15 protein-coding genes and 1 pseudogene are annotated in these 17,652 nt (G+C 70.6%); 12 read left to right on the top strand and 4 right to left on the bottom strand.

Translation table 11 applies throughout. The annotated features are described in order from the left end of the window. Positions 1–14: 14 nt before the first annotated feature. Positions 15–1,508, top strand: a complete 1,494-nt coding sequence (locus AC1KAT_RS17420; RefSeq protein WP_480328238.1) for an amidase — start codon at positions 15–17, stop codon at positions 1,506–1,508. A gap of 48 nt (positions 1,509–1,556) precedes the next feature. Here AC1KAT_RS17420 and pcaF read toward each other — a convergent pair whose 3' ends face one another. After that, complete coding sequence (gene pcaF, locus AC1KAT_RS17415) at positions 1,557–2,759, bottom strand: 3-oxoadipyl-CoA thiolase (protein WP_480328237.1); 1,203 nt, start codon at positions 2,757–2,759, stop codon at positions 1,557–1,559. 293 nt (positions 2,760–3,052) lie between these two features. Between pcaF and AC1KAT_RS17410 the strand changes: the two genes are divergently transcribed. The 7 genes and pseudogenes from AC1KAT_RS17410 to AC1KAT_RS17380 all read left to right on the top strand — a co-directional run. Continuing rightward, complete coding sequence (locus tag AC1KAT_RS17410) at positions 3,053–4,333, top strand: cyclic di-GMP phosphodiesterase (protein WP_480328236.1); 1,281 nt, start codon at positions 3,053–3,055, stop codon at positions 4,331–4,333. A gap of 73 nt (positions 4,334–4,406) precedes the next feature. Next, positions 4,407–6,509 (top strand): putative bifunctional diguanylate cyclase/phosphodiesterase, encoded by a 2,103-nt coding sequence (locus tag AC1KAT_RS17405; protein ID WP_480328235.1) that lies wholly within the window; start codon positions 4,407–4,409, stop codon positions 6,507–6,509. A 160-nt stretch (positions 6,510–6,669) separates the two neighbouring features. Further along, the gene (locus AC1KAT_RS17400; protein WP_480328234.1) at positions 6,670–7,923 is read left to right on the top strand and encodes a class I SAM-dependent methyltransferase; all 1,254 of its coding nucleotides are present in this window, start codon (positions 6,670–6,672) and stop codon (positions 7,921–7,923) included. Next, on the top strand, positions 7,920–8,246 hold the full coding sequence (locus AC1KAT_RS17395) for a DUF1840 domain-containing protein (RefSeq protein WP_480328233.1): 327 nt from the start codon (positions 7,920–7,922) through the stop codon (positions 8,244–8,246). Before AC1KAT_RS17400 ends, AC1KAT_RS17395 begins: the two co-directional genes overlap by 4 nt. Before the next feature lie 49 nt (positions 8,247–8,295). Then, positions 8,296–8,919 (top strand): YbhB/YbcL family Raf kinase inhibitor-like protein, encoded by a 624-nt coding sequence (locus tag AC1KAT_RS17390; RefSeq protein ID WP_480328232.1) that lies wholly within the window; start codon positions 8,296–8,298, stop codon positions 8,917–8,919. A gap of 37 nt (positions 8,920–8,956) precedes the next feature. Then, positions 8,957–9,649 (top strand): histidine phosphatase family protein, encoded by a 693-nt coding sequence (locus AC1KAT_RS17385; protein ID WP_480328231.1) that lies wholly within the window; start codon positions 8,957–8,959, stop codon positions 9,647–9,649. 82 nt (positions 9,650–9,731) lie between these two features. Continuing rightward, positions 9,732–10,790: pseudogene (locus tag AC1KAT_RS17380) on the top strand (sterol desaturase family protein); the annotation flags it as partial. A 39-nt stretch (positions 10,791–10,829) separates the two neighbouring features. Here the strand turns inward: AC1KAT_RS17380 and AC1KAT_RS17375 are convergent. Together AC1KAT_RS17375 and ruvB are read right to left on the bottom strand one after the other, a co-directional pair. Continuing rightward, positions 10,830–11,963, bottom strand: a complete 1,134-nt coding sequence (locus tag AC1KAT_RS17375; protein ID WP_480328230.1) for a hypothetical protein — start codon at positions 11,961–11,963, stop codon at positions 10,830–10,832. A gap of 30 nt (positions 11,964–11,993) precedes the next feature. Further along, positions 11,994–13,058, bottom strand: a complete 1,065-nt coding sequence (ruvB, locus tag AC1KAT_RS17370; RefSeq protein WP_480328229.1) for a Holliday junction branch migration DNA helicase RuvB — start codon at positions 13,056–13,058, stop codon at positions 11,994–11,996. Positions 13,059–13,109: 51 nt separating this feature from the next. Here ruvB and AC1KAT_RS17365 point away from each other — a divergent pair, with 51 nt between their 5' ends. The 3 genes from AC1KAT_RS17365 (at position 13,110) to AC1KAT_RS17355 (ending at position 16,285) form a co-directional block, all read left to right on the top strand. Further along, on the top strand, positions 13,110–13,505 hold the full coding sequence (locus AC1KAT_RS17365; RefSeq protein WP_480328228.1) for a DUF2946 family protein: 396 nt from the start codon (positions 13,110–13,112) through the stop codon (positions 13,503–13,505). Positions 13,506–13,589: 84 nt separating this feature from the next. Further along, a complete protein-coding gene (locus AC1KAT_RS17360; protein WP_480328227.1) occupies positions 13,590–15,761 on the top strand; it encodes a TonB-dependent receptor in 2,172 nt (723 codons plus the stop codon). A 23-nt stretch (positions 15,762–15,784) separates the two neighbouring features. After that, positions 15,785–16,285 carry a copper chaperone PCu(A)C gene (locus tag AC1KAT_RS17355; protein WP_480328226.1) on the top strand — a complete coding sequence of 167 codons (501 nt, stop codon included), beginning with the start codon at positions 15,785–15,787 and terminating at the stop codon, positions 16,283–16,285. A 49-nt stretch (positions 16,286–16,334) separates the two neighbouring features. Here the strand turns inward: AC1KAT_RS17355 and mltA are convergent, their stop codons facing one another. Then, the gene (gene mltA, locus AC1KAT_RS17350; RefSeq protein WP_480328225.1) at positions 16,335–17,405 is read right to left on the bottom strand and encodes a murein transglycosylase A; all 1,071 of its coding nucleotides are present in this window, start codon (positions 17,403–17,405) and stop codon (positions 16,335–16,337) included. A 73-nt stretch (positions 17,406–17,478) separates the two neighbouring features. Here mltA and AC1KAT_RS17345 point away from each other — a divergent pair, with 73 nt between their 5' ends. Further along, positions 17,479–17,637, top strand: a complete 159-nt coding sequence (locus AC1KAT_RS17345) for a hypothetical protein (RefSeq protein WP_480328224.1) — start codon at positions 17,479–17,481, stop codon at positions 17,635–17,637. Positions 17,638–17,652: the final 15 nt, after the last annotated feature.

Below are 17,652 nucleotides of genomic sequence, written 5' to 3'. Positions count from 1 at the left end.
GAGGGGGCGGGCGGATGAACTTCGACGAGTACCGGCGACACGACGGCCTGGGGCTCGCCGCGCTGGTGGCGCAGGGGCAGGTGTCGGCGCGCGAGCTGGTGGCCGTGGCGCAGGCCCGGCTGGAGGCGGTGAACCCCGGCCTGAACGCCGTCGTCACGCGCATGGACGACCTGGCCGCCGCACGCAGCCGCGAAGCGCTGGCCGGGCCGTTTGCCGGCGTGCCGTTTCTGCTCAAGGACCTCAAGCAAGAGCACGCCGGCGTGCCCGCCGCGGGCGGCAGCCGCTCTCTGCGCGGCTTCGTGCCCCAGGCGCATGCCGAGATCACGCGGCGCTGGCTGCAGGCCGGGCTGGTGCCGATCGGCCTGAGCAACACGCCCGAGTTCGGGCTCAAGCCGCAGACCGAGTCGCGCCACTGGGGCGCGGTGCACAACCCCTGGCGGCACGGGCTCTCGGCTGGCGGCTCGTCGGGTGGCGCGGGCGCGGCGGTGGCGGCCGGCATCGTGCCGCTGGCCGGTGGCAACGACATCGGCGGCTCGATCCGCATCCCCGCCGCGCTGTGCGGCCTGTTCGGCTTCAAGCCGGGCCGCGCACGCACGCCCTGGGGCACCGACCTGGCCGAGCTGGCCCAGGGCACGGCCGTGCAGCACGTGCTGACGCGCTCGGTGCGCGACAGCGCGGCCCTGCTCGACGCGACCCACGGCCCGACGGCCGCGTCGCCCTTCCACATCGCCCCGCCCGAGCGGCCTTATCTCGACGAAGTGCCGCGCGAGCCCGGCCGCCTGCGCATCGCCTTCAGCACCCGCTCGCCCGCCGCCACGCCGGTCGATGCCGACAACGTGGCCGCCGTGCGCCACGCCGCCGAGCGGCTGGCCGCGCTGGGCCATGCGGTCGAAGAGGCCGAGCCCGCGCTCGACTGGCCCGCCTTCTACGAAGACGTGATGACCCTGATGTTCACGGTCAGCGCCGCCATGGTCGAAGAGGTGCGCGCGCTGACCGGCTGCGCCGCCGCCGACTTCGAGCCCGACACGCGCCTGGCCGCCGCCATCGGCCGGCGCATCGGCGCGGTCGAGCTGCTGGCCTCGCAGCACCGCCGGCAGGTCCACCAGCAGGGGTGGACGACCTTCCGCCAGCGGCACGACGTGTGGCTCACGCCGGTGGTGTCGCAGGCCCGGCTGCCGCTGGGCGCGCTGCACACGCCGGCCTGGCAGAACGCCATGGCGCAGATGAGCCTGGCACTCGGCCAGCGCCAGGCCCTGATGCGCAGCCCGATGGCCCGGCAGCGGCGCGAAGAGATGCTGGGCTACGTGCCCTTCACCTCGTTCGCCAACCTGCTCGGCCTGCCGGCCATGAGCGTGCCGCTGCACCACACGGCCGATGGCCTGCCCGTGGGCGTGCAAGTGACCGGCGGCATCGGCGACGAAGGCCTGCTGTTCCGGCTGGCCGGGCAGCTGGAGCGCGCCGAGCCCTGGTTCGACCGCGTGCCCAGACTGGAGTCGGTCGCGCCATGAAAAAAGCCCCGGCGAACCGGGGCTTCGTGCGACGCGCGTGAGCGCGGGTCAGACGCGCTCGACGATCAGCGCGATGCCCTGGCCGACGCCGATGCACATGGTGCACAGCGCGTAGCGGCCGCCGCTGCGGTGCAGCTGGTTGATGGCGGTGGTGACCAGGCGCGCACCGCTGGCACCCAGCGGGTGGCCGAGCGCAATCGCGCCGCCGTTCGGGTTGACGCGGGCGTCGTCGTCTTTCAGGCCCAGGTCGCGCAGCACGGCGAGGCCTTGGGCGGCGAAGGCTTCGTTCAACTCGATCACGTCCATCTGGTCGAGCGTCAGGCCGGTCTGCGCCAGCACCTTGCGGGTGGCCGGGGCCGGGCCGAAGCCCATGATGCGCGGCGCGACGCCGGCGGTGGCCATGCCGACCACGCGGGCGCGCGGGGTCAGGCCGTACTTGCCAGCGGCGCTGTCGGTGGCCAGCAGCAGGGCGCAGGCGCCGTCGTTCACGCCCGAGGCGTTGCCGGCGGTCACGGTGCCGTCGGGGCGCACCACACCCTTGAGCTTGGCCAGCGCTTCCATCGAGGTCTCGCGCGGGTGCTCGTCCTTGCTGACGACGATCGGGTCGCCCTTCTTCTGCGCGATGGTGACCGGCACGATCTCGCTGTCGAAGAAGCCGCTCTTCTGGGCGGCGACGGCCTTCAGTTGCGAGGCCAGCGCCATGCGGTCTTGCGCTTCGCGCTCGATCTTGAAGTCGGTGGCGACGTTCTCGGCCGTCTCGGGCATCGAATCGACGCCGTACATCTCTTTCATCAGCTTGTTGACGAAGCGCCAGCCGATGGTGGTGTCGTACACGGCGTTGCTGCGGCTGAAGGCCGACTCGGCCTTGGGCATCACGAAGGGCGCGCGGCTCATGCTCTCGACGCCGCCGGCGATCATCAGCTGCGCCTCACCCGACTTGATGGCGCGGGCGGCGGTGCCGACCGCGTCCATGCCCGAGCCGCACAGGCGGTTGAGCGTGGCGCCGGGCAGCTCGACCGGCAGGCCGGCCAAGAGGCTCGACATGTGGGCCACGTTGCGGTTGTCTTCGCCGGCCTGGTTGGCGCAGCCGTAGATCACGTCGGCCACCGCGGCCCAATCGACCTTCGGGTTGCGGGCCATCAGCGCCTTCAGCGGCACCGCGCCCAGGTCGTCGGTGCGCACCGACGACAGCGCGCCGCCGTAGCGGCCGAAGGGGGTGCGGATGGCGTCGCAGATGAAGGCTTGGGTCATGGGGTCGTCTCCAGAGATCAGGAAAAAAGCGTCGGCCCAGCCGGTACGGCAGTACGCAGCCGTACCGCCGCCTGGCGGCGGGCCCGAAGGCGGGCATCTTATCGCTGTGATCCAGGCGCCAACTCCGTCACGGATCGAGGCCCCCGAGGCCCGGAAAAAGCTGTCAGCCTGTCAGAAGTAGCAGTGCTTCCAGAAACTGGTGCTCGACATAATCAATTCAAGTCCGGCAGAGCCTTTGCCGAAATGCGTTGGGACCAACGCCCCGGCCACGACCGGGGTGCGCTACGACCGACATGAAAGACAACGACCTTCCGCTCATCGACGTTCAGAGCCTGCGCATCGGGATGTTCATTCATCTCGACATGGGCTGGATGGCGCACCCGTTTCCGCTGTCCAGCTTCAAGGTGACGTCGGCCGATCAGATCGTCACGATCCGCAAGCTGGGCGTGGCCCAGGTGCGCTGGGCCCCCGAGAAGAGCGACCCCGACCCGGCCGAAGCGCTGGCTGCTCAGCAGGCGGCGCAGGCCGCTGCCGCGGCCGCCGCTGCGAGCGAGTCGCCCGAAGCGCGCGAGAAGCGCCTCTACCGCGAACGGCTCGCCGCTGAGCGGGCGGCCCTGCACCTGTGCGAACGGCAGTTCGCCGAAGCCACCCGCGCCTGCAAGCAGGCGGTGGACATGGTGCCGGTGCAGCCCGAGAAAGCGGGCGAGCAGTCCGAGGCGCTGACGCGGGCGCTGGTGGACAAGCTGCTCGTCAAGGAAGACATGTGCATCCGCCTGCTGACCGATGCGGCCGGCGACAAGGCCTCGATGCACTCGGTCAACGTTGCGGTGATTGCGCTGCTGATGGGCAAGACCTTCGGCCTGTCCGACGCCGAGATGATGGACCTGGGCGTGGGCGCCCTGATGCACGACGTGGGCAAGATCGAACTGCCCGATCGCGTGCGCCACCGCGAAGACCATTTCACGCAGGCCGAGCTGCACCTCTACCAGGAGCACGTGCCCCACGGCGTGAACCTGGCGCGCAAGATGGGCCTGAAGCCCGGCGCCACGCTGATCATCGGCCAGCACCACGAGCATGCCGACGGCACCGGCTTTCCGCTGCGCATCAACAGCGACCGCATGAGCCCGGGCGCGCGCATCGTGGCCCTGGTCAACCGCTACGACAACCTGTGCAACCCGCACGTGCCCTCGAAGGCGCTGACGCCGCACGAAGCGCTGTCGCTGCTGTTCGCGCAGGGCAAGAGCAAGTTCGACACGGCCATCCTCGGCGCCTTCATCAAGATGATGGGCGTGTACCCGCCGGGCTCGACCGTGCAGCTCACCGACGACCGCTACGCGATGGTGATGTCGGTCAACTCGAACCGGCCGCTCAAGCCGCGCGTGCTGGTGCACGAGGCCCGCGTGCCGCGCGACGAAGCCGTGTTGCTCGACCTGGAAGCCGACCCGCGCCTGGGCATTCGCCGCAGCATCAAGCCGCAGCAGCTGCCCACGGAGTCGATCAACTACCTGTCCCCGCGCCTGCGCATCGGGTACTTCTTCGAGCCGGCACCGGCCCCGCTGGAGCTGGCGGCGTGAACCGCGCGCGCGGCGTGTCGGCGTCGTGCCGGCGCTCGCTGACCGCGGGGCGCGCGGCGCGCAGAGGCCGCCGATGAGCACCGCGCGCAAGCCCCTCACCGCCGCCGCAAGCTGGCAGGCCCTGATCGACGGCCTGCTCGACGCCGTGTGGCTGGTGCATGCGGGCGACCTGCGCATCGTCGCGGCCAACCGCGCCGCGGGCCAGTTGCTCGGCACTTCGGTCAAGTCGCTGCTGGGCCGGCTCGCCTCGGAGCTGAGCGCCACGCCCGAAGACCTGGCCTTCTGGGACGAGGTCGCCGCCGGGCAGAGCGACCACATCCTGTCCGAGACTCTGGTGTGCCGCTTCGACGGCCGCATCGTGCCGGTCACGCGGCGCGTGAGCCGCGCGCAGGTGGCCGACGCCTCGCTGCCGGCCGAACTGCTGGTCGTGGCGATGCAGGACCGCAGCGCCCAGCGCGCGGCCGAAGAGTCGCTTGAACAACGCGTGGCCGAACTGCGCGCCACGCTCGAATCGACCGCCGACGGCATCCTCGTGACCGACCTGGCCGGCAAGATCCGCGGCTTCAACCGCCACTTCGCGCAGCTCTGGGGCATGCCCGAAGAGATGCTCGCGCAAGGCCACGACGAGGCCGTCTTCGCGTGGATGCGCCGCAGCGTGGCCGACCCCGACGACTACACGCGCCGGCTTTCCGCCATTCAAGAGGCGAGCCTGTTGCAAAGCACCGACGTCTTCACGCTGCACGGCGGTCGCGTGCTCGAACGCGTGACGCTGCCGCAATGCAGCCGCGGCCAGCCCATCGGGCGGGTGTATTCGTTCCGCGACATCACCGAGCGGCTCGCTGCGCACCAGCGCATCGAAGAGCTGTCGTACACCGACGCGCTCACCGGACTGCCCAACCGGCACCTGCTGGCCGACCGCGTCGAGTTCGCGCTGGCGATGGCGCAGCGCGATCACCAGCCCTTCGCGCTCATGGTGCTCAACGTGGACCGCTTCAAGCACATCAACGACACGCTGGGCCTCGAAGTCGGTGACCGCGTGCTGATCGAGTCGAGTGAGCGCATCAAGGCCTGCCTGCGCGGCGTGGACACCGTGGCCCGCCTGGGCGGCGACGAGTTCGTGCTGCTGGTGCACCACGCCGACGCGATGGGTGCCGAGGCCACCGCGCGGCGGGTGCTCGATGCCTTCCTGCTGCCCTTCAGCTTCGACTCCATGGGCTTCACCGTCACCTGCAGCATCGGCATTGCGCTGTGCCCGCAAGACGGCAACACGCTCGACGAGCTGATGCGCCGCGCCGACACGGCCATGCACAAGGTCAAGGACTCGGGCCGCGGCAGCTTCCGCTTCCACGAGGGCCAGGAGCCAGCCGACCCGCGCTCGCACATGAAGCTCGACCACGCCATGCGCCAGGCGCTGGTGTGCGGGCACTTCCGGCTGCACTACCAGCCGCAGATCGACCTGAAGAGCGGCCTGGTGATCGGTGCCGAGGCGCTGATCCGATGGAAAGACCCGGTGCTGGGCGACGTGTCGCCGGGCGAGTTCATCCCCATCGCCGAGGCCAGCGGCTTCATCGTGCACATCGGCGACTGGGTGCTCACGCAGGCCATCGCGCAGGCGGTCGAGTGGCGCGACAGCGGCTTGCAGATGCCGGTGTCGATCAACGTGTCGGCGCTGCAGTTCCAACAGCCCGATTTCGTCGGGCGCGTGGCCAGCGCGCTGCAGGCGGCCGACCTGCCGCCCTACATGCTCGAACTGGAGCTGACCGAGTCGATCCTGATCCACGACGCGCAAGACGCCTTGCACCGTTTGAAGGCGCTCGCGCACCTGGGCGTGATGCTGGCGATCGATGACTTCGGCACCGGTTATTCGAGCCTGGGGTACCTGAAGCGCTTCCCGATCAGCCGCCTCAAGATCGACCGCAGCTTCATCAAGAACCTGCCCGACGACGACAGCGACGCGGCCATCGTGCACGCGGTCGTCCAACTCGGCCGCGCGATGAACCTGCGCGTCATCGCCGAGGGCGTCGAGACCGAGCTGCAGCGCCAGTTCCTGGTCGAAGCGGGCTGCGACGAGTTCCAGGGCTTCCTCTACGCCCCCGCGCTCGACGCGCCCAGCTTCGAGACGCGCATCACCCGCCCCTCGGGCCCCGCACCGCTCATCCGCCTGGTCAGCCCCTGAGCCGGTGCCCGTGCCCGCCACCCCGGCGGGCACGGCGGATGCATAGCCCGCAATGTGTGCGGGGATATGTGTTTTTCTACATTCTCGGCACGTCAGGGGAGTGACCCATGCGCCCTGGACCGAGCCCCAGGCGGGCCGGGCGGCGCTGCGAAAGGCCGAGATGAACGCACTTGAACGCACCCTCGAACAGCAGGTCGATGCGCTGAACGTGCCGATGGCGGTGGTGCTGCCCGGGGGGCGCCGCCTCGGCAACGCCGATGCCAAGGTCACACTGCGGCTGCGCGAGCTGGCACCGCTCACGCACATCGCCACCGGCCAGATCGGCCGCGTCGCGCAAGACTACGTCGAAGAAAAGCTCGACATCGACGGCTCCATCCGCGACGTGATGGACATCGCCGCCCGCATGGTCGCGCGCGACCCCACCGCCCCCGAGACCGCGAGCCCGCTGCTCGCATGGTGGCAGCGGCTGCGCCGCGCCGCGCACTCGCGCGCAGCGCACCAGGCCGAGGTGGATGCCCGGCAGATCCAGTTTCACTACGACGTGTCCGACGAGTTCTACGCGCTGTGGCTCGACGCGCGGCGCGTGTACTCGTGCGCCTACTGGCGCGAGCCACAGATGGCGCTCGCGCAGGCCCAAGAGGCCAAGCTCGACCACATCTGCAAGAAGCTGATGCTGCGCGAGGGCGAGCGATTCCTCGACATCGGCGCTGGCTGGGGCGGCCTCTTGCTGTGGGCGGCCGAGCATTACGGCGTCAAGGCGCAGGGCATCACCTTGTCGAGGAACCAGCATGCGCACGTCAACCGCCTGATCGACGAACGTGGGCTGCGCGGGCGCGTCACGATGGAACTGCGCGACTACCGCGCCTTGCCCGAAGACGAGCCCTACGACCGCATCGCATCGGTGGGCATGTTCGAGCACGTGGGCCATGTGCAACTGCCGGCGTACTTCGCAAAGATTCATCGCCTGCTCAAGCCCGGCGGTCTGTTGATGAACCACGGCATCACCGCCAGCAACACGCGCAACGACCCGTTGGGGGCGGGCATCGGCGATTTCATCGAGCGCTACATCTTCCCGGGCGGTGAGCTGCTGCACGTGTCACACGTGCTCAAGACCCTGGCCGAAAGCGGCCTGGAGCCGCTCGACACCGAGAACCTGCGCCCGCACTACGCCAAGACGCTGTGGGCCTGGAGCGACGGCCTCGAATCGCAGCTCACCAGTGCCCGCCACCTCACCAGCGAAACCGTCGTGCGCGCCTACCGCCTCTACCTGGCGGGCTGTGCGATGGCCTTCGAGCAGGGTTGGATATCGCTCTTCCAGATGCTGGCCGCGCGCCCGAGTGGCAATGTGCAGGACGGCCCGATGCGCGGCGCACAATCGCGGTTCCCGTTCAACCGCGAGTACATGTATCGATGAGCCTCTACAAGTTCAAATCGAAGTCCGGTGCCGACGTGATCATGATGGGCCCGCACGGCGACACCGTGCTGCGGCTCATCGGCAAAGAGCCGGCCGCCACCGGCATCATCGAGCCCGCCGCGATGCCCGCGGCCACACAGGCCATTGAGCAGGCGGTGCTGGCCGAAGAAGCAGCGCGCCGCCAGGCCGAGGCCGAAGCCGCTGCCGAGGGCCGCAAGCTGCCGCCGCCCGAAGGTGTGTCGCTGCGCCAGCGCGCCTGGCCCCTAGTCGAGTTGATGAAGCGCGCGCAGGCCGCTGGCCACGACATCGTGTGGGGCGTGTGAACGCACCGAGCCATCCCACAAGAACCACCACCAAGAGGACGACCGCCACATGAAGTTCTGGAGCGACAGCTGGGCCGATGGGGCCCGCATTCCCGCCAAATACGCCGCTGGCAAGCTGACCCCCGACGGCCCCACCTTCTCGGACAACCTCAGCCCGCACCTCGCCTGGAGCGATGTGCCCGCAGGCACGCAGTCGTTCGCGCTCATCTGGCACGACCGCGATGTGCCGAGCAAAGGCGACGACGTCAACAAGACCGACCGCGAAGTGCCCGGCGACCTGCCGCGCGTCGACTTCTTTCACTGGGTGCTGGTGGATATGCCCGCCAGCGTGCGCGAAATTCGCGAAGGCGAGTTCTCGAAGGGCTTCACCGCCAAAGGCAAGCCCGGCCCGGCCACGCTGCACGGCGCGCGCCATGGCCTGAACGACTACACCGGCTGGTTCGCCGGCGACCCGCAGAACGCGGGGCAGTACTTCGGCTACGACGGCTGCTTTCCGCCCTTCAACGACTCGCTGCTGCACCACTACGTGTTCACGCTCTATGCGCTGGACGTGGCCAGGGCCCCGGTCGAGGGCGTGTTCACCGGCCCGCAGGTGCGCGAAGCCATCCGCCCGCACGTGCTGGCCGAGGCCAGCTTCGTCGGCGTCTACACGCTCAACAAGCGGCTCGCGTGATGGCGCGCGTCACCCTTCATCGGCCGGGTGCCCGGTGATGGAGCAAGCGACCCGCGTGCTCGCCATCCGCCACGGCGAAACCGCCTGGAACGCTGACAGCCGCATCCAGGGGCAGCTCGACATCCCGCTCAACGCCATGGGCTTCTGGCAGGCCGGGCGGTTGCGCGCCGCGCTGGCCGACGAGGTGATTGCCGCGGTGTATTCAAGCGACCTGCAGCGCGCCTACCAGACCGCGCAGCCCGTGTCGCAGGCGGCCGGCGTGCCCATCGTCACCGACACCGGCCTGCGCGAGCGCGGCTTCGGCGAGTTCCAGGGCCACACCTTCACCGAGATCGAAACGCGCTGGCCCGAGCAGTCGATGCGCTGGCGCAAGCGCGACCCCGAGTTCGGCCCCGCCGGCGGCGAAACCCTGCGTGGCTTCTTCGAGCGCGTGGTCGCCACCGCACAGCGTCTGGCCGCGGCCCACCCCGGCCAGACCATCGCGCTCGTCGCCCACGGCGGCGTGATGGACTGCCTGTACCGCGCCGCCACGCGCATCGACCTGCAGGCGCCGCGCTCGTGGCAGTTGGGCAACGCCAGCATCAACCGCCTGCTGTTCACGAGCGAGGGCTTCTCGTTGATCGGCTGGAGCGACACCCAGCACCTCGACCACGGCCCGCGCGACGAGTTCAGCGACGGCGACACCGCCACCGCCCCGGGCCGGCCGGGGGCAGTGGGGCACGCGGCCTGAAAGCGCCGGGCGCGTGCGTTCGTGCACGCGCTGCGGGATGGCCCTGAGCGCGGGCCGGTGCCTGTGCGTCACCATCACGCCCATGACCCCCGCGCAGACCATCGTCCTCGCCACGCCCGTCTTCCTGCTGCTGATCGCGCTGGAGTTCTGGGTCGGACTTCGGCGCGGGCGCAACACCTACCGGCTCAACGATGCGCTCAACAGCATCGGGCTCGGCGTGATGAGCCAGCTCGTGGGTGTGCTCACGGTCTTCTTCACGCTCGGCCTTTATGCCGTGGTGCACGAGCGCTTCGCGCTCACGCAGCTGCCAGCCGATGCGTGGTGGGTGTGGGCGGTGGCGCTGGTGCTGTACGACTTGCTCTACTACTGGCACCACCGGCTCGGCCACACGGTGGCGGTGCTGTGGGCCGCGCACGTGGTGCACCACCAGAGCGAGGACTACAACCTCTCGACCGCGCTGCGCCAGCCGAGCAGCTACTGGCTCTTCGGCTGGGTGTTCTACCTGCCGATGGCGGTGATGGGCTTTCCGCCGCTGGTGTTTGCCGTGGTGGGCCTGATCGACCTGCTGTACCAGTACTGGGTGCACACGCAGCAGATCGGCAAGCTGGGCTGGTTCGACCGCTGGTTCTGCGCGCCCAGCAACCACCGCGTGCACCACGCCGTCAACGAGCGCTACCTCGACAAGAATTTCGGCGGCATCTTCATCGTGTGGGACCGCCTCTTCGGCACATTCGCCGAAGAAGACGACGCCGAGCCCTGCGTGTACGGCACGCGCGCACCGCTGCGCAGCTGGAACCCGCTGACCGCGAACCTGCGGCTCTATGGCGAGCTGCTGCGCGACGCGTGGCACACCCGGCGCTGGACCGACAAGCTGCGGGTGTTCGTCAAGCACCCCGGCTGGCGGCCTGCCGACGTGGCCGCGGCCGACCCGAAGCCCGCGTTCGACATCGCCGCGGTGCAGCGTTTCGACCCGCCGCTGCGCGGTGCGTCGGCCTGGTTCGCCGGGGGGCTGTTCGTGGCGGTGCTGGGCGGCACGACGCTGTTTCTGTGGAACGCGCACGTGCTCGCGTTGCCGACGCAGCTGGCCGCGGTGGCGGCCCTCGTGCTGGGCCTGTGGGCGGCCGGGCGGGTCAGCGAGGGGGCGGCGCGCTGAAGGCCGTGGCGGGCGACGCGGCGGTGCTCAGCTGACGATGTCCCAGGGGCTGCCCTCCAGGCGCTCCAAGGCCGCGAGGGTGCGCTGCTGCAGCTGGGCCAGGCGCGCGTCGGGCAAGCGGCCCTCGACGATGACGCCGACCTGCCCGTGCTCTTCTTCGAAGCGCACCGTCACGCCGTCGATCTGCACGCGGAAGATGTTGTGCTCCGGCCCCTTGGTCGGCGGCGGCGCTGCGTCATCGACGCGATACAGGGACGCCAGGGCCTCGAAGTCCGGCGGCGCGTCGTGGCGCCAGTAGCTTTCCATGCCGAGGTGGGCGTGCTCTTGGTTCCAGAGTTCCTGCCGAACGTCCCACAGCCGATGCGCCCGGCGGTCGGTGCGCCGAAACGTCCAACGCTGCCAGTCGCGTGCGGTCAGGCGCGTCCACGCAAGGCTCGACAGGTCGAGGGCCCAGCTGTCGATGTTCTCGATGTTCGGTCGGTCATCGCCCTGCCACAGCCGGCCGCCGCTGACGATGATCGATGCGCCGTCGCTCGACAGGGTGGCGGTGTGCTTGTAGATCCATCCCGGCGCGTCGCCCTGGGTCTCGACCGGGGCGACGCGCCACGAGTCGAGCGCCAACCGGAACACCGGCGTCGCCCCCACGACGCGCTGCGCGAGGTAGCCCAGGCAGCCGATCACGAAGACGGCGTCGCCGACGCAGGTTGCGCTGTGGAAGTCCGTCGGCGGAAACACCTCGCGCGGGTAGCCGTGAATGGCGATCGTGCCGTCCGGCTGGATCACCGTGACGTCGTTGTAGATGAAGAAGTCGGGGTCGTAGTGGTCTTCGTGCTCGCCGCCGATGTGCAGCACGCGGCCGTCGGGCAGGGCGGTCTCGCTCTGGCCGAAGCGGTCGAAGCACCACATCGGCCCCTCGCCGATGGACGACGCCCCGTGAAAGAGGTTGTTCGCGTTGTAGGCCGACCAGCGGGTGCGCACCAGCCAGTGCCACAGCGGGTGGTCCAGCCGCTGGGGGTTGGCCGTGCCCAGGCGTGGTGCGCGCCAGGCCAGAAACTCATCGGGCGCGAGCGCCGGCCGCGGCTCGGCCTTGCGGGCCGCGTCTTCCGCTTCGCGCGCGGCTTCGGCAGCCCATGGGTCGTCGGTGGGGTCGGGGTCGTGCATGGCGGTGTGGATAGGCGCCTCGCTCGGCCCTCAGCCCTCGAACAGGTCGCCCGCGCCCAGCGCGCCACCCTTCGGCGGCGCCACGCCCAGGTGGCGAAACGCCGCCAGCGTGGCGATGCGCCCGCGCGGCGTGCGCTGCAGGTAGCCCTGCTGAATGAGGTAGGGCTCGATCACGTCTTCGATGGTGCCGGGCTCTTCGCCGATGGCGGCGGCCACGTTGTCGAGCCCGACCGGCCCGCCATCGAAGCGGTGGATCACGGCTTCGAGCAGCTTGCGGTCCATCACGTCGAAACCTTGCGGGTCCACGTCGAGCATGGCCAGCGCCTTGTTGGCCAGCGCCTGCGTGATGCGGCCGTCGCCTTTCACGTCGGCGTAGTCGCGCACGCGGCGCAGCAGGCGGTTGGCGATGCGGGGCGTGCCGCGCGAACGGCGGGCGATCTCGAAGGCGCCTTCGGTGTCGGTCGGCACGTTCAGCAGGCCGGCCGAGCGGTGCACGATGCGCGCGAGCTCGTCGGGCGTGTAGAACTCCAGCCGCGCGACGATGCCGAAGCGGTCGCGCAGCGGGTTGGTCAGCATGCCGGCGCGCGTGGTGGCGCCAACCAGCGTGAAGGGCTGCAGGTCGAGCTTGATCGAGCGGGCCGCGGGGCCCTCACCGATCATGATGTCGATCTGGTAGTCCTCGAGCGCGGGGTAGAGGATCTCTTCGACGACCGGGCTCAGCCGGTGGATTTCGTCGATGAAGAGCACGTCGTTCTTCTCGAGGTTGGTCAGCAGCGCGGCCAGGTCCTTGGGCTTTTCGAGCACCGGGCCCGAGGTCTGGCGCAGGTTCACGCCCAGTTCGTTGGCGATGATGTGGCTCAGCGTGGTCTTGCCCAGGCCGGGCGGGCCGAACAGCAGCACGTGGTCGAGCGCCTCGTGGCGTTTCTTGGCCGCGCCGATGAAGATTTCGAGCTGCTCGCGCGCCTTGGCCTGACCGACGTACTCGGCGAGCCCCTTGGGCCGCAGGGCGCGCTCGATGGCTTCCTCGTTCGGCGACGTGGGGGCGGCGCTCACGACGCGACGCGCCGGGGAAAAGTCGTCGGTCTGGATGCTCATGGGCTGGGATTATCACCAGCCCCTTCGCCAACGCAGGCACAATCGCGCCCCATGTTTCGCCGGGCCTGCCATCACCGTTTCGCCTTCTGGGCCGTGGCTTTCGCGCTGCTGCTCAAGGCTGCGATGCCGTTTCTGGCGGTGGCCTCGGCCGACGCGCAGGGGCTCCGGCTGGTCGAGGTGTGCACGGTGTACGGCGTTTCCACCGTCGTGCTCGACGCCGACGGCGCGCCCGTCCCCAACGACGGCCACGACGCCCAGGCCCACGGCGGCGAGGCCTGTGCGCTGAGCGCGCTGGCGGGTTGGGTCGATGCGCCCCGGCCGGTGGCCACCGTCTTCACGCAGCGCCCGCCGGCCCAGGCGCCGCCTGTGCTGCACCGCACCGACCCGCACCATGCCGACGCCGCCTGGCTCGCGCGGCTGAAACACGGCCCGCCTTCGCTGTCCTGACGCGTTGCCGTGAGGGGTGTTGCCTGCGCGCACCGCCCCGTTCGCCAGGCCCGGTGCCAAGCCGGGCGTTCAGGACTGTTTCTCGTGAATCGACTGCTCTCACCGGGCGCGCTGCTGTTGGCCGCGCTGCCCACCCCCATGCCCGCCTGGGCCGACCACGCCCCGCAGCACACGCTGGAGCGCATCACCGTCACCGGTGGCCGGCCGACCACGCTGCCGCTTGAAATCCCGACGACCACCGAAGGTCTCACCGGCGCGCAGGTGCGTGACACCGTCAACGCCACCGACGCCGAAGACGCGCTGAAGTACCTGCCCAGCCTCTTGGTGCGCAAGCGCTACATCGGCGACCACGACCACGCCGTACTCGCCACGCGTGCCTCGGGCACCGGTAACAGCGCGCGCTCGCTGGTGTATGCCGACGGCATCCTGCTGTCCAACCTGCTGGGCAACGGGGCGAGCTACACGCCGCGCTGGGGGCTGGTCACGCCCGAAGAGATCGAGCGCGTGGACGTGCTCTACGGCCCGTTCTCGGCCGCCTACCCCGGCAACGCGGCGGGCGCGGTGGTCGATTACGTGACCCGCATGCCCGCGCGCTTCGAGGCGCACCTCAAGCTGCAGGGCTTCACGCAGCGCTACCAGCAGTACGCCACCCGCGGCGACTTCGGCGGCGGTGCGCTGTCGGCCGCGCTCGGGGGCCGCGAGGGCGCGTGGGCCTGGTGGGTCAACGCCAGCCGCCTGCACAGCCGCAGCCACCCCCTGTCGTTCGTGACCACGACCACGCCACCGGCCGGGACGAGCACCGGCGCCTTCGAAGGCCGCAACCCGCGCGGCGAGACGTGGTGGATCACCGGCGACACTGGCCAGACCCGCACCGTGCAAGACCACGCCAAGCTCAAGCTCGCGCATGACTTCGGCGATTCGCTGACGGCCAGCTACACGCTGGCCCACTGGCACAGCGACAACCAGCGCGTGGGGACGTCGTACCTGCGCGATGCGGCCACCGGCGCCGCGCTCACGCCCGGCACCGCCTTCGCGCCCAGCGGCAGCCAGCTCGAACACGTCGCCCAGGGCCTGAGCCTGAAGCGCCACACCCGCGCCCGGTTCGACTGGGAATTCGCCGCCAGCCACTACCGCTACCGCGACGACCGCCTCAGCTCGGCCACCACCGGCCTGCCCAGCGGCGGCGCCACCCAGCCCGGCATCACCACGCAAGACGGCAGCGGCTGGCACACGCTCGCGCTCAAGGGCATCTGGCGGCCCCAGGCGGCGCACACCGTCGAGTTCGGGGCGCAGCAAGACGCCTTTGCGCTGCGCACCGCCATCGACCGCAGCGGCGCCACACCCGACAACACGCGCTACCAGGGCCGCAGCACCCTGCGCAGCCTGTGGGGGCAAGACGCCTGGCGCATCACCCCCGACTGGCGCGCGGTGCTGGGCCTGCGCGCCGAGCACTGGCGGGCGACCGACGGGGCCTACGTGAGCACCGCCACGGCCTCGCCGGTGGACTTCGCCGCGCGCGACGAGGCCTGGCTGTCGCCCAAGGCCGCGCTCGCGCACCAGGTCGCCGACGACTGGACGCTCAAGGCCTCGCTCGGCCGCGCGGTGCGCGTGCCCACGCTGACCGAGGCCTACCAGGTGCGCAACCACAACCCCGCGCTGCGCCCCGAACGCTCGTGGACCAGCGAGTGGACCGCCGAACACGCGCTGCCCACCGGGTTGCTGCGTGCCACCGTGTTCGTCGAGCGCACCGAAGACGCGCTGTACACGCAGACCAGCACGCAAAACGTCACCAGCATCCAGAACGTGGATGCCGTCCGCACCCGCGGCCTCGAACTCGCAGGCCAGGCCGACAACGCCGGGCTGCGCGGCCTCGACCTCAGCGCCAGCCTGACCTACGCCGACTCGCGCATCGTGCGCAACGACGCCTTCCCCGCGAGCGTGGGCCGCTGGCAGCCGCGCGTGCCCCGCTGGCGCGCCAACCTCGTCGCCACCTGGCGCATGGACGACGCCTGGCAGTTCACGTTCGGCTCGCGCTACAGCGGGCGGCAGTACGGGCAACTCGACAACAGCGACGTGAACGAAGATGCCTACACCGGCTTCAGCCGCTTCTGGGTGAGCGACCTGCGCGCCCGCCTGCGTTTGGACAAGCAATGGAGCGCCGCCTTCGGCATCGACAACCTCAACAACGCCCGCTACTGGGCCTTCCACCCCTACACGCAGCGCACCTTCCACGCCGAGCTGCGCTACGACCTCTGAACCCCCCTTTGAAGGACCGACCGATGACTTCCCGCACCCTGTTCCTGCGCGCCGCCGCTGCCGCCTTGTTCACCACCGCCCTGGCCTGGGCCCAGGCCCACAGCTACGACGTGGGCGAGATCCACATCGGCCACCCCTGGGCCAAGCCGACCGTGGCCGGGCAACCGGTGGGCGGCGGTTACCTGAAGCTCACCAACAAGGGCGCGACGGCCGACCGGCTGGTGTCGGCGCGCGCCGAGGTGTCGAAGTCGGTCGAGCTGCACAGCATGCGCATGGACGGCAACGTGATGCGCATGCAAGAGGTTTCGGCGATCGAGATCCCCGCCGGGCAGACCGTCGAGCTGAAGCCGGGCGGCCTGCACCTGATGCTGATGGGGCTGAAGGCGCCGCTGAAGGCGGGCGAGCGCGTGCCCCTGGTGTTGAAGTTCGAACGCGCCGGCGAGGTGAAGGTCGAGCTGGCGGTCGAGGCGCCGAAGGCCGAAGCCGGCAAGCCGGCGGAGGCGGCGCACGATCACAAGCATTGAGGGGGTTCGTTCCTCGGCGGGGATGCGCGCCGGGACTCGCCCCAAGCCCTCAGCCCTTCGGCCACAGCACCCACATGCGCAGCGGCTGCTTCATGCGGCCGGCCTGCTGCTCGGCGGGGTCGCCCCAGCCCCAGAAGTAGTCGGCCCGCACGGCGCCAACGATGGCGCTGCCGGTGTCCTGCGCCATCACCAGGCGGCGCAGGGGCGTGGCCGACAGCGGCTCGGTGGTGTCCAGCCACACCGGGGCGCCGTAGGGCACGCTGAGCGGGTCCACCGCGATGGACCGGCCGGGGGTCAGCGGCACGCCTTGCGCACCGCGCGGCCCCTGGGAAGGGTCGGGCAGGGGCTCTTCCTTGAAGAAGACCACGCGCGGGTTCTGCCACAGCATCTCGTTCAGGCGCTTGGGGTTCTGCCGCGCCCAGGCCTTGATGGCGGGCCACGAGGCCTGTTCGGGCTTCAGCTCGCCCTGGTCGATCAGCCAGCGGCCGACCGACTTGTATGGGTGCTCGTTGTGGCCGGCATAGGCCAGGCGCAGCAGGCGGCGCGTGCCGTTGGCTTCGGTGAGCTGCAGGCGGCCCGAGCCCTGGATCTGCAGCAGCAGCGCGTCGAGCGGGTCGTCCACGTAGGCGATCTCGCGCCCGCGCAGCGCGGCTTGCGCGGCGGGCAGGCTGTCGAGCTGCTGGCGCGTCCAGTAGGGCGTGCCGGGGCTCAGGTCGGGCGGCGCCGCGTGCAGCGGGATGCGAAACGCGCCGCGCGGCGTGCGGCTGGCTTCGATCAAGGGCTCGAAGTAGCCGGTGATCAGGCCCTCGGCCGCGCCCTCGGGCGACTCGACGCGCCAGGGCTGCACGCGCTGCATCAGCCAGGCGCGGGCGGCCGCGTCTGACGTCGGCGTGAAGCCGGCCGCGTCGCGGCAGACGCGGGCCCAGTCGAGCGCGGGCCGGGCGCAGCCGCGCAGCAGGGCGGGCCACCAGTCGGTCAGGGCGTCGGCCTCCCAGCCGGGCAGCTCGGCCCAGGTCGCGGCGACCCAGCGGGCGCGGTCGCGGGTGATGGTGGGGGCCGGTGCTGCGCTGGGCGTCAGCGTGGGCGGCGGCGGGGCGGGCGCGGGGGACGGCAGCGGCACCACCGCGCAGGCGGCGAGCGCTCCTAGAATCGCCGCGCTTCCCCAACCCCGCACACGACCGAGAACACCACCGATGGGCCTGATCCTTCTCGAAGCCTTGGGCGCGCTCTTGATCTTGTTGCTCATCGTGTGGTGGACCATGTTCTCGGGGCGACGCAAGGGCGAACGGCCGGACGGATCGCCCGGCGCTGGGGACGGTTCAAACGGTGGTGGCCACGGCGGCGACGACTGACGGCCCCGCCGCCGC

The sequence above is a fragment of the Piscinibacter sp. PDB5-1 genome, assembly GCF_056676035.1.
The sequence above is the reverse complement of the archived record's forward strand: the minus strand, read 5'-3'. Positions and strand labels throughout refer to the sequence as shown.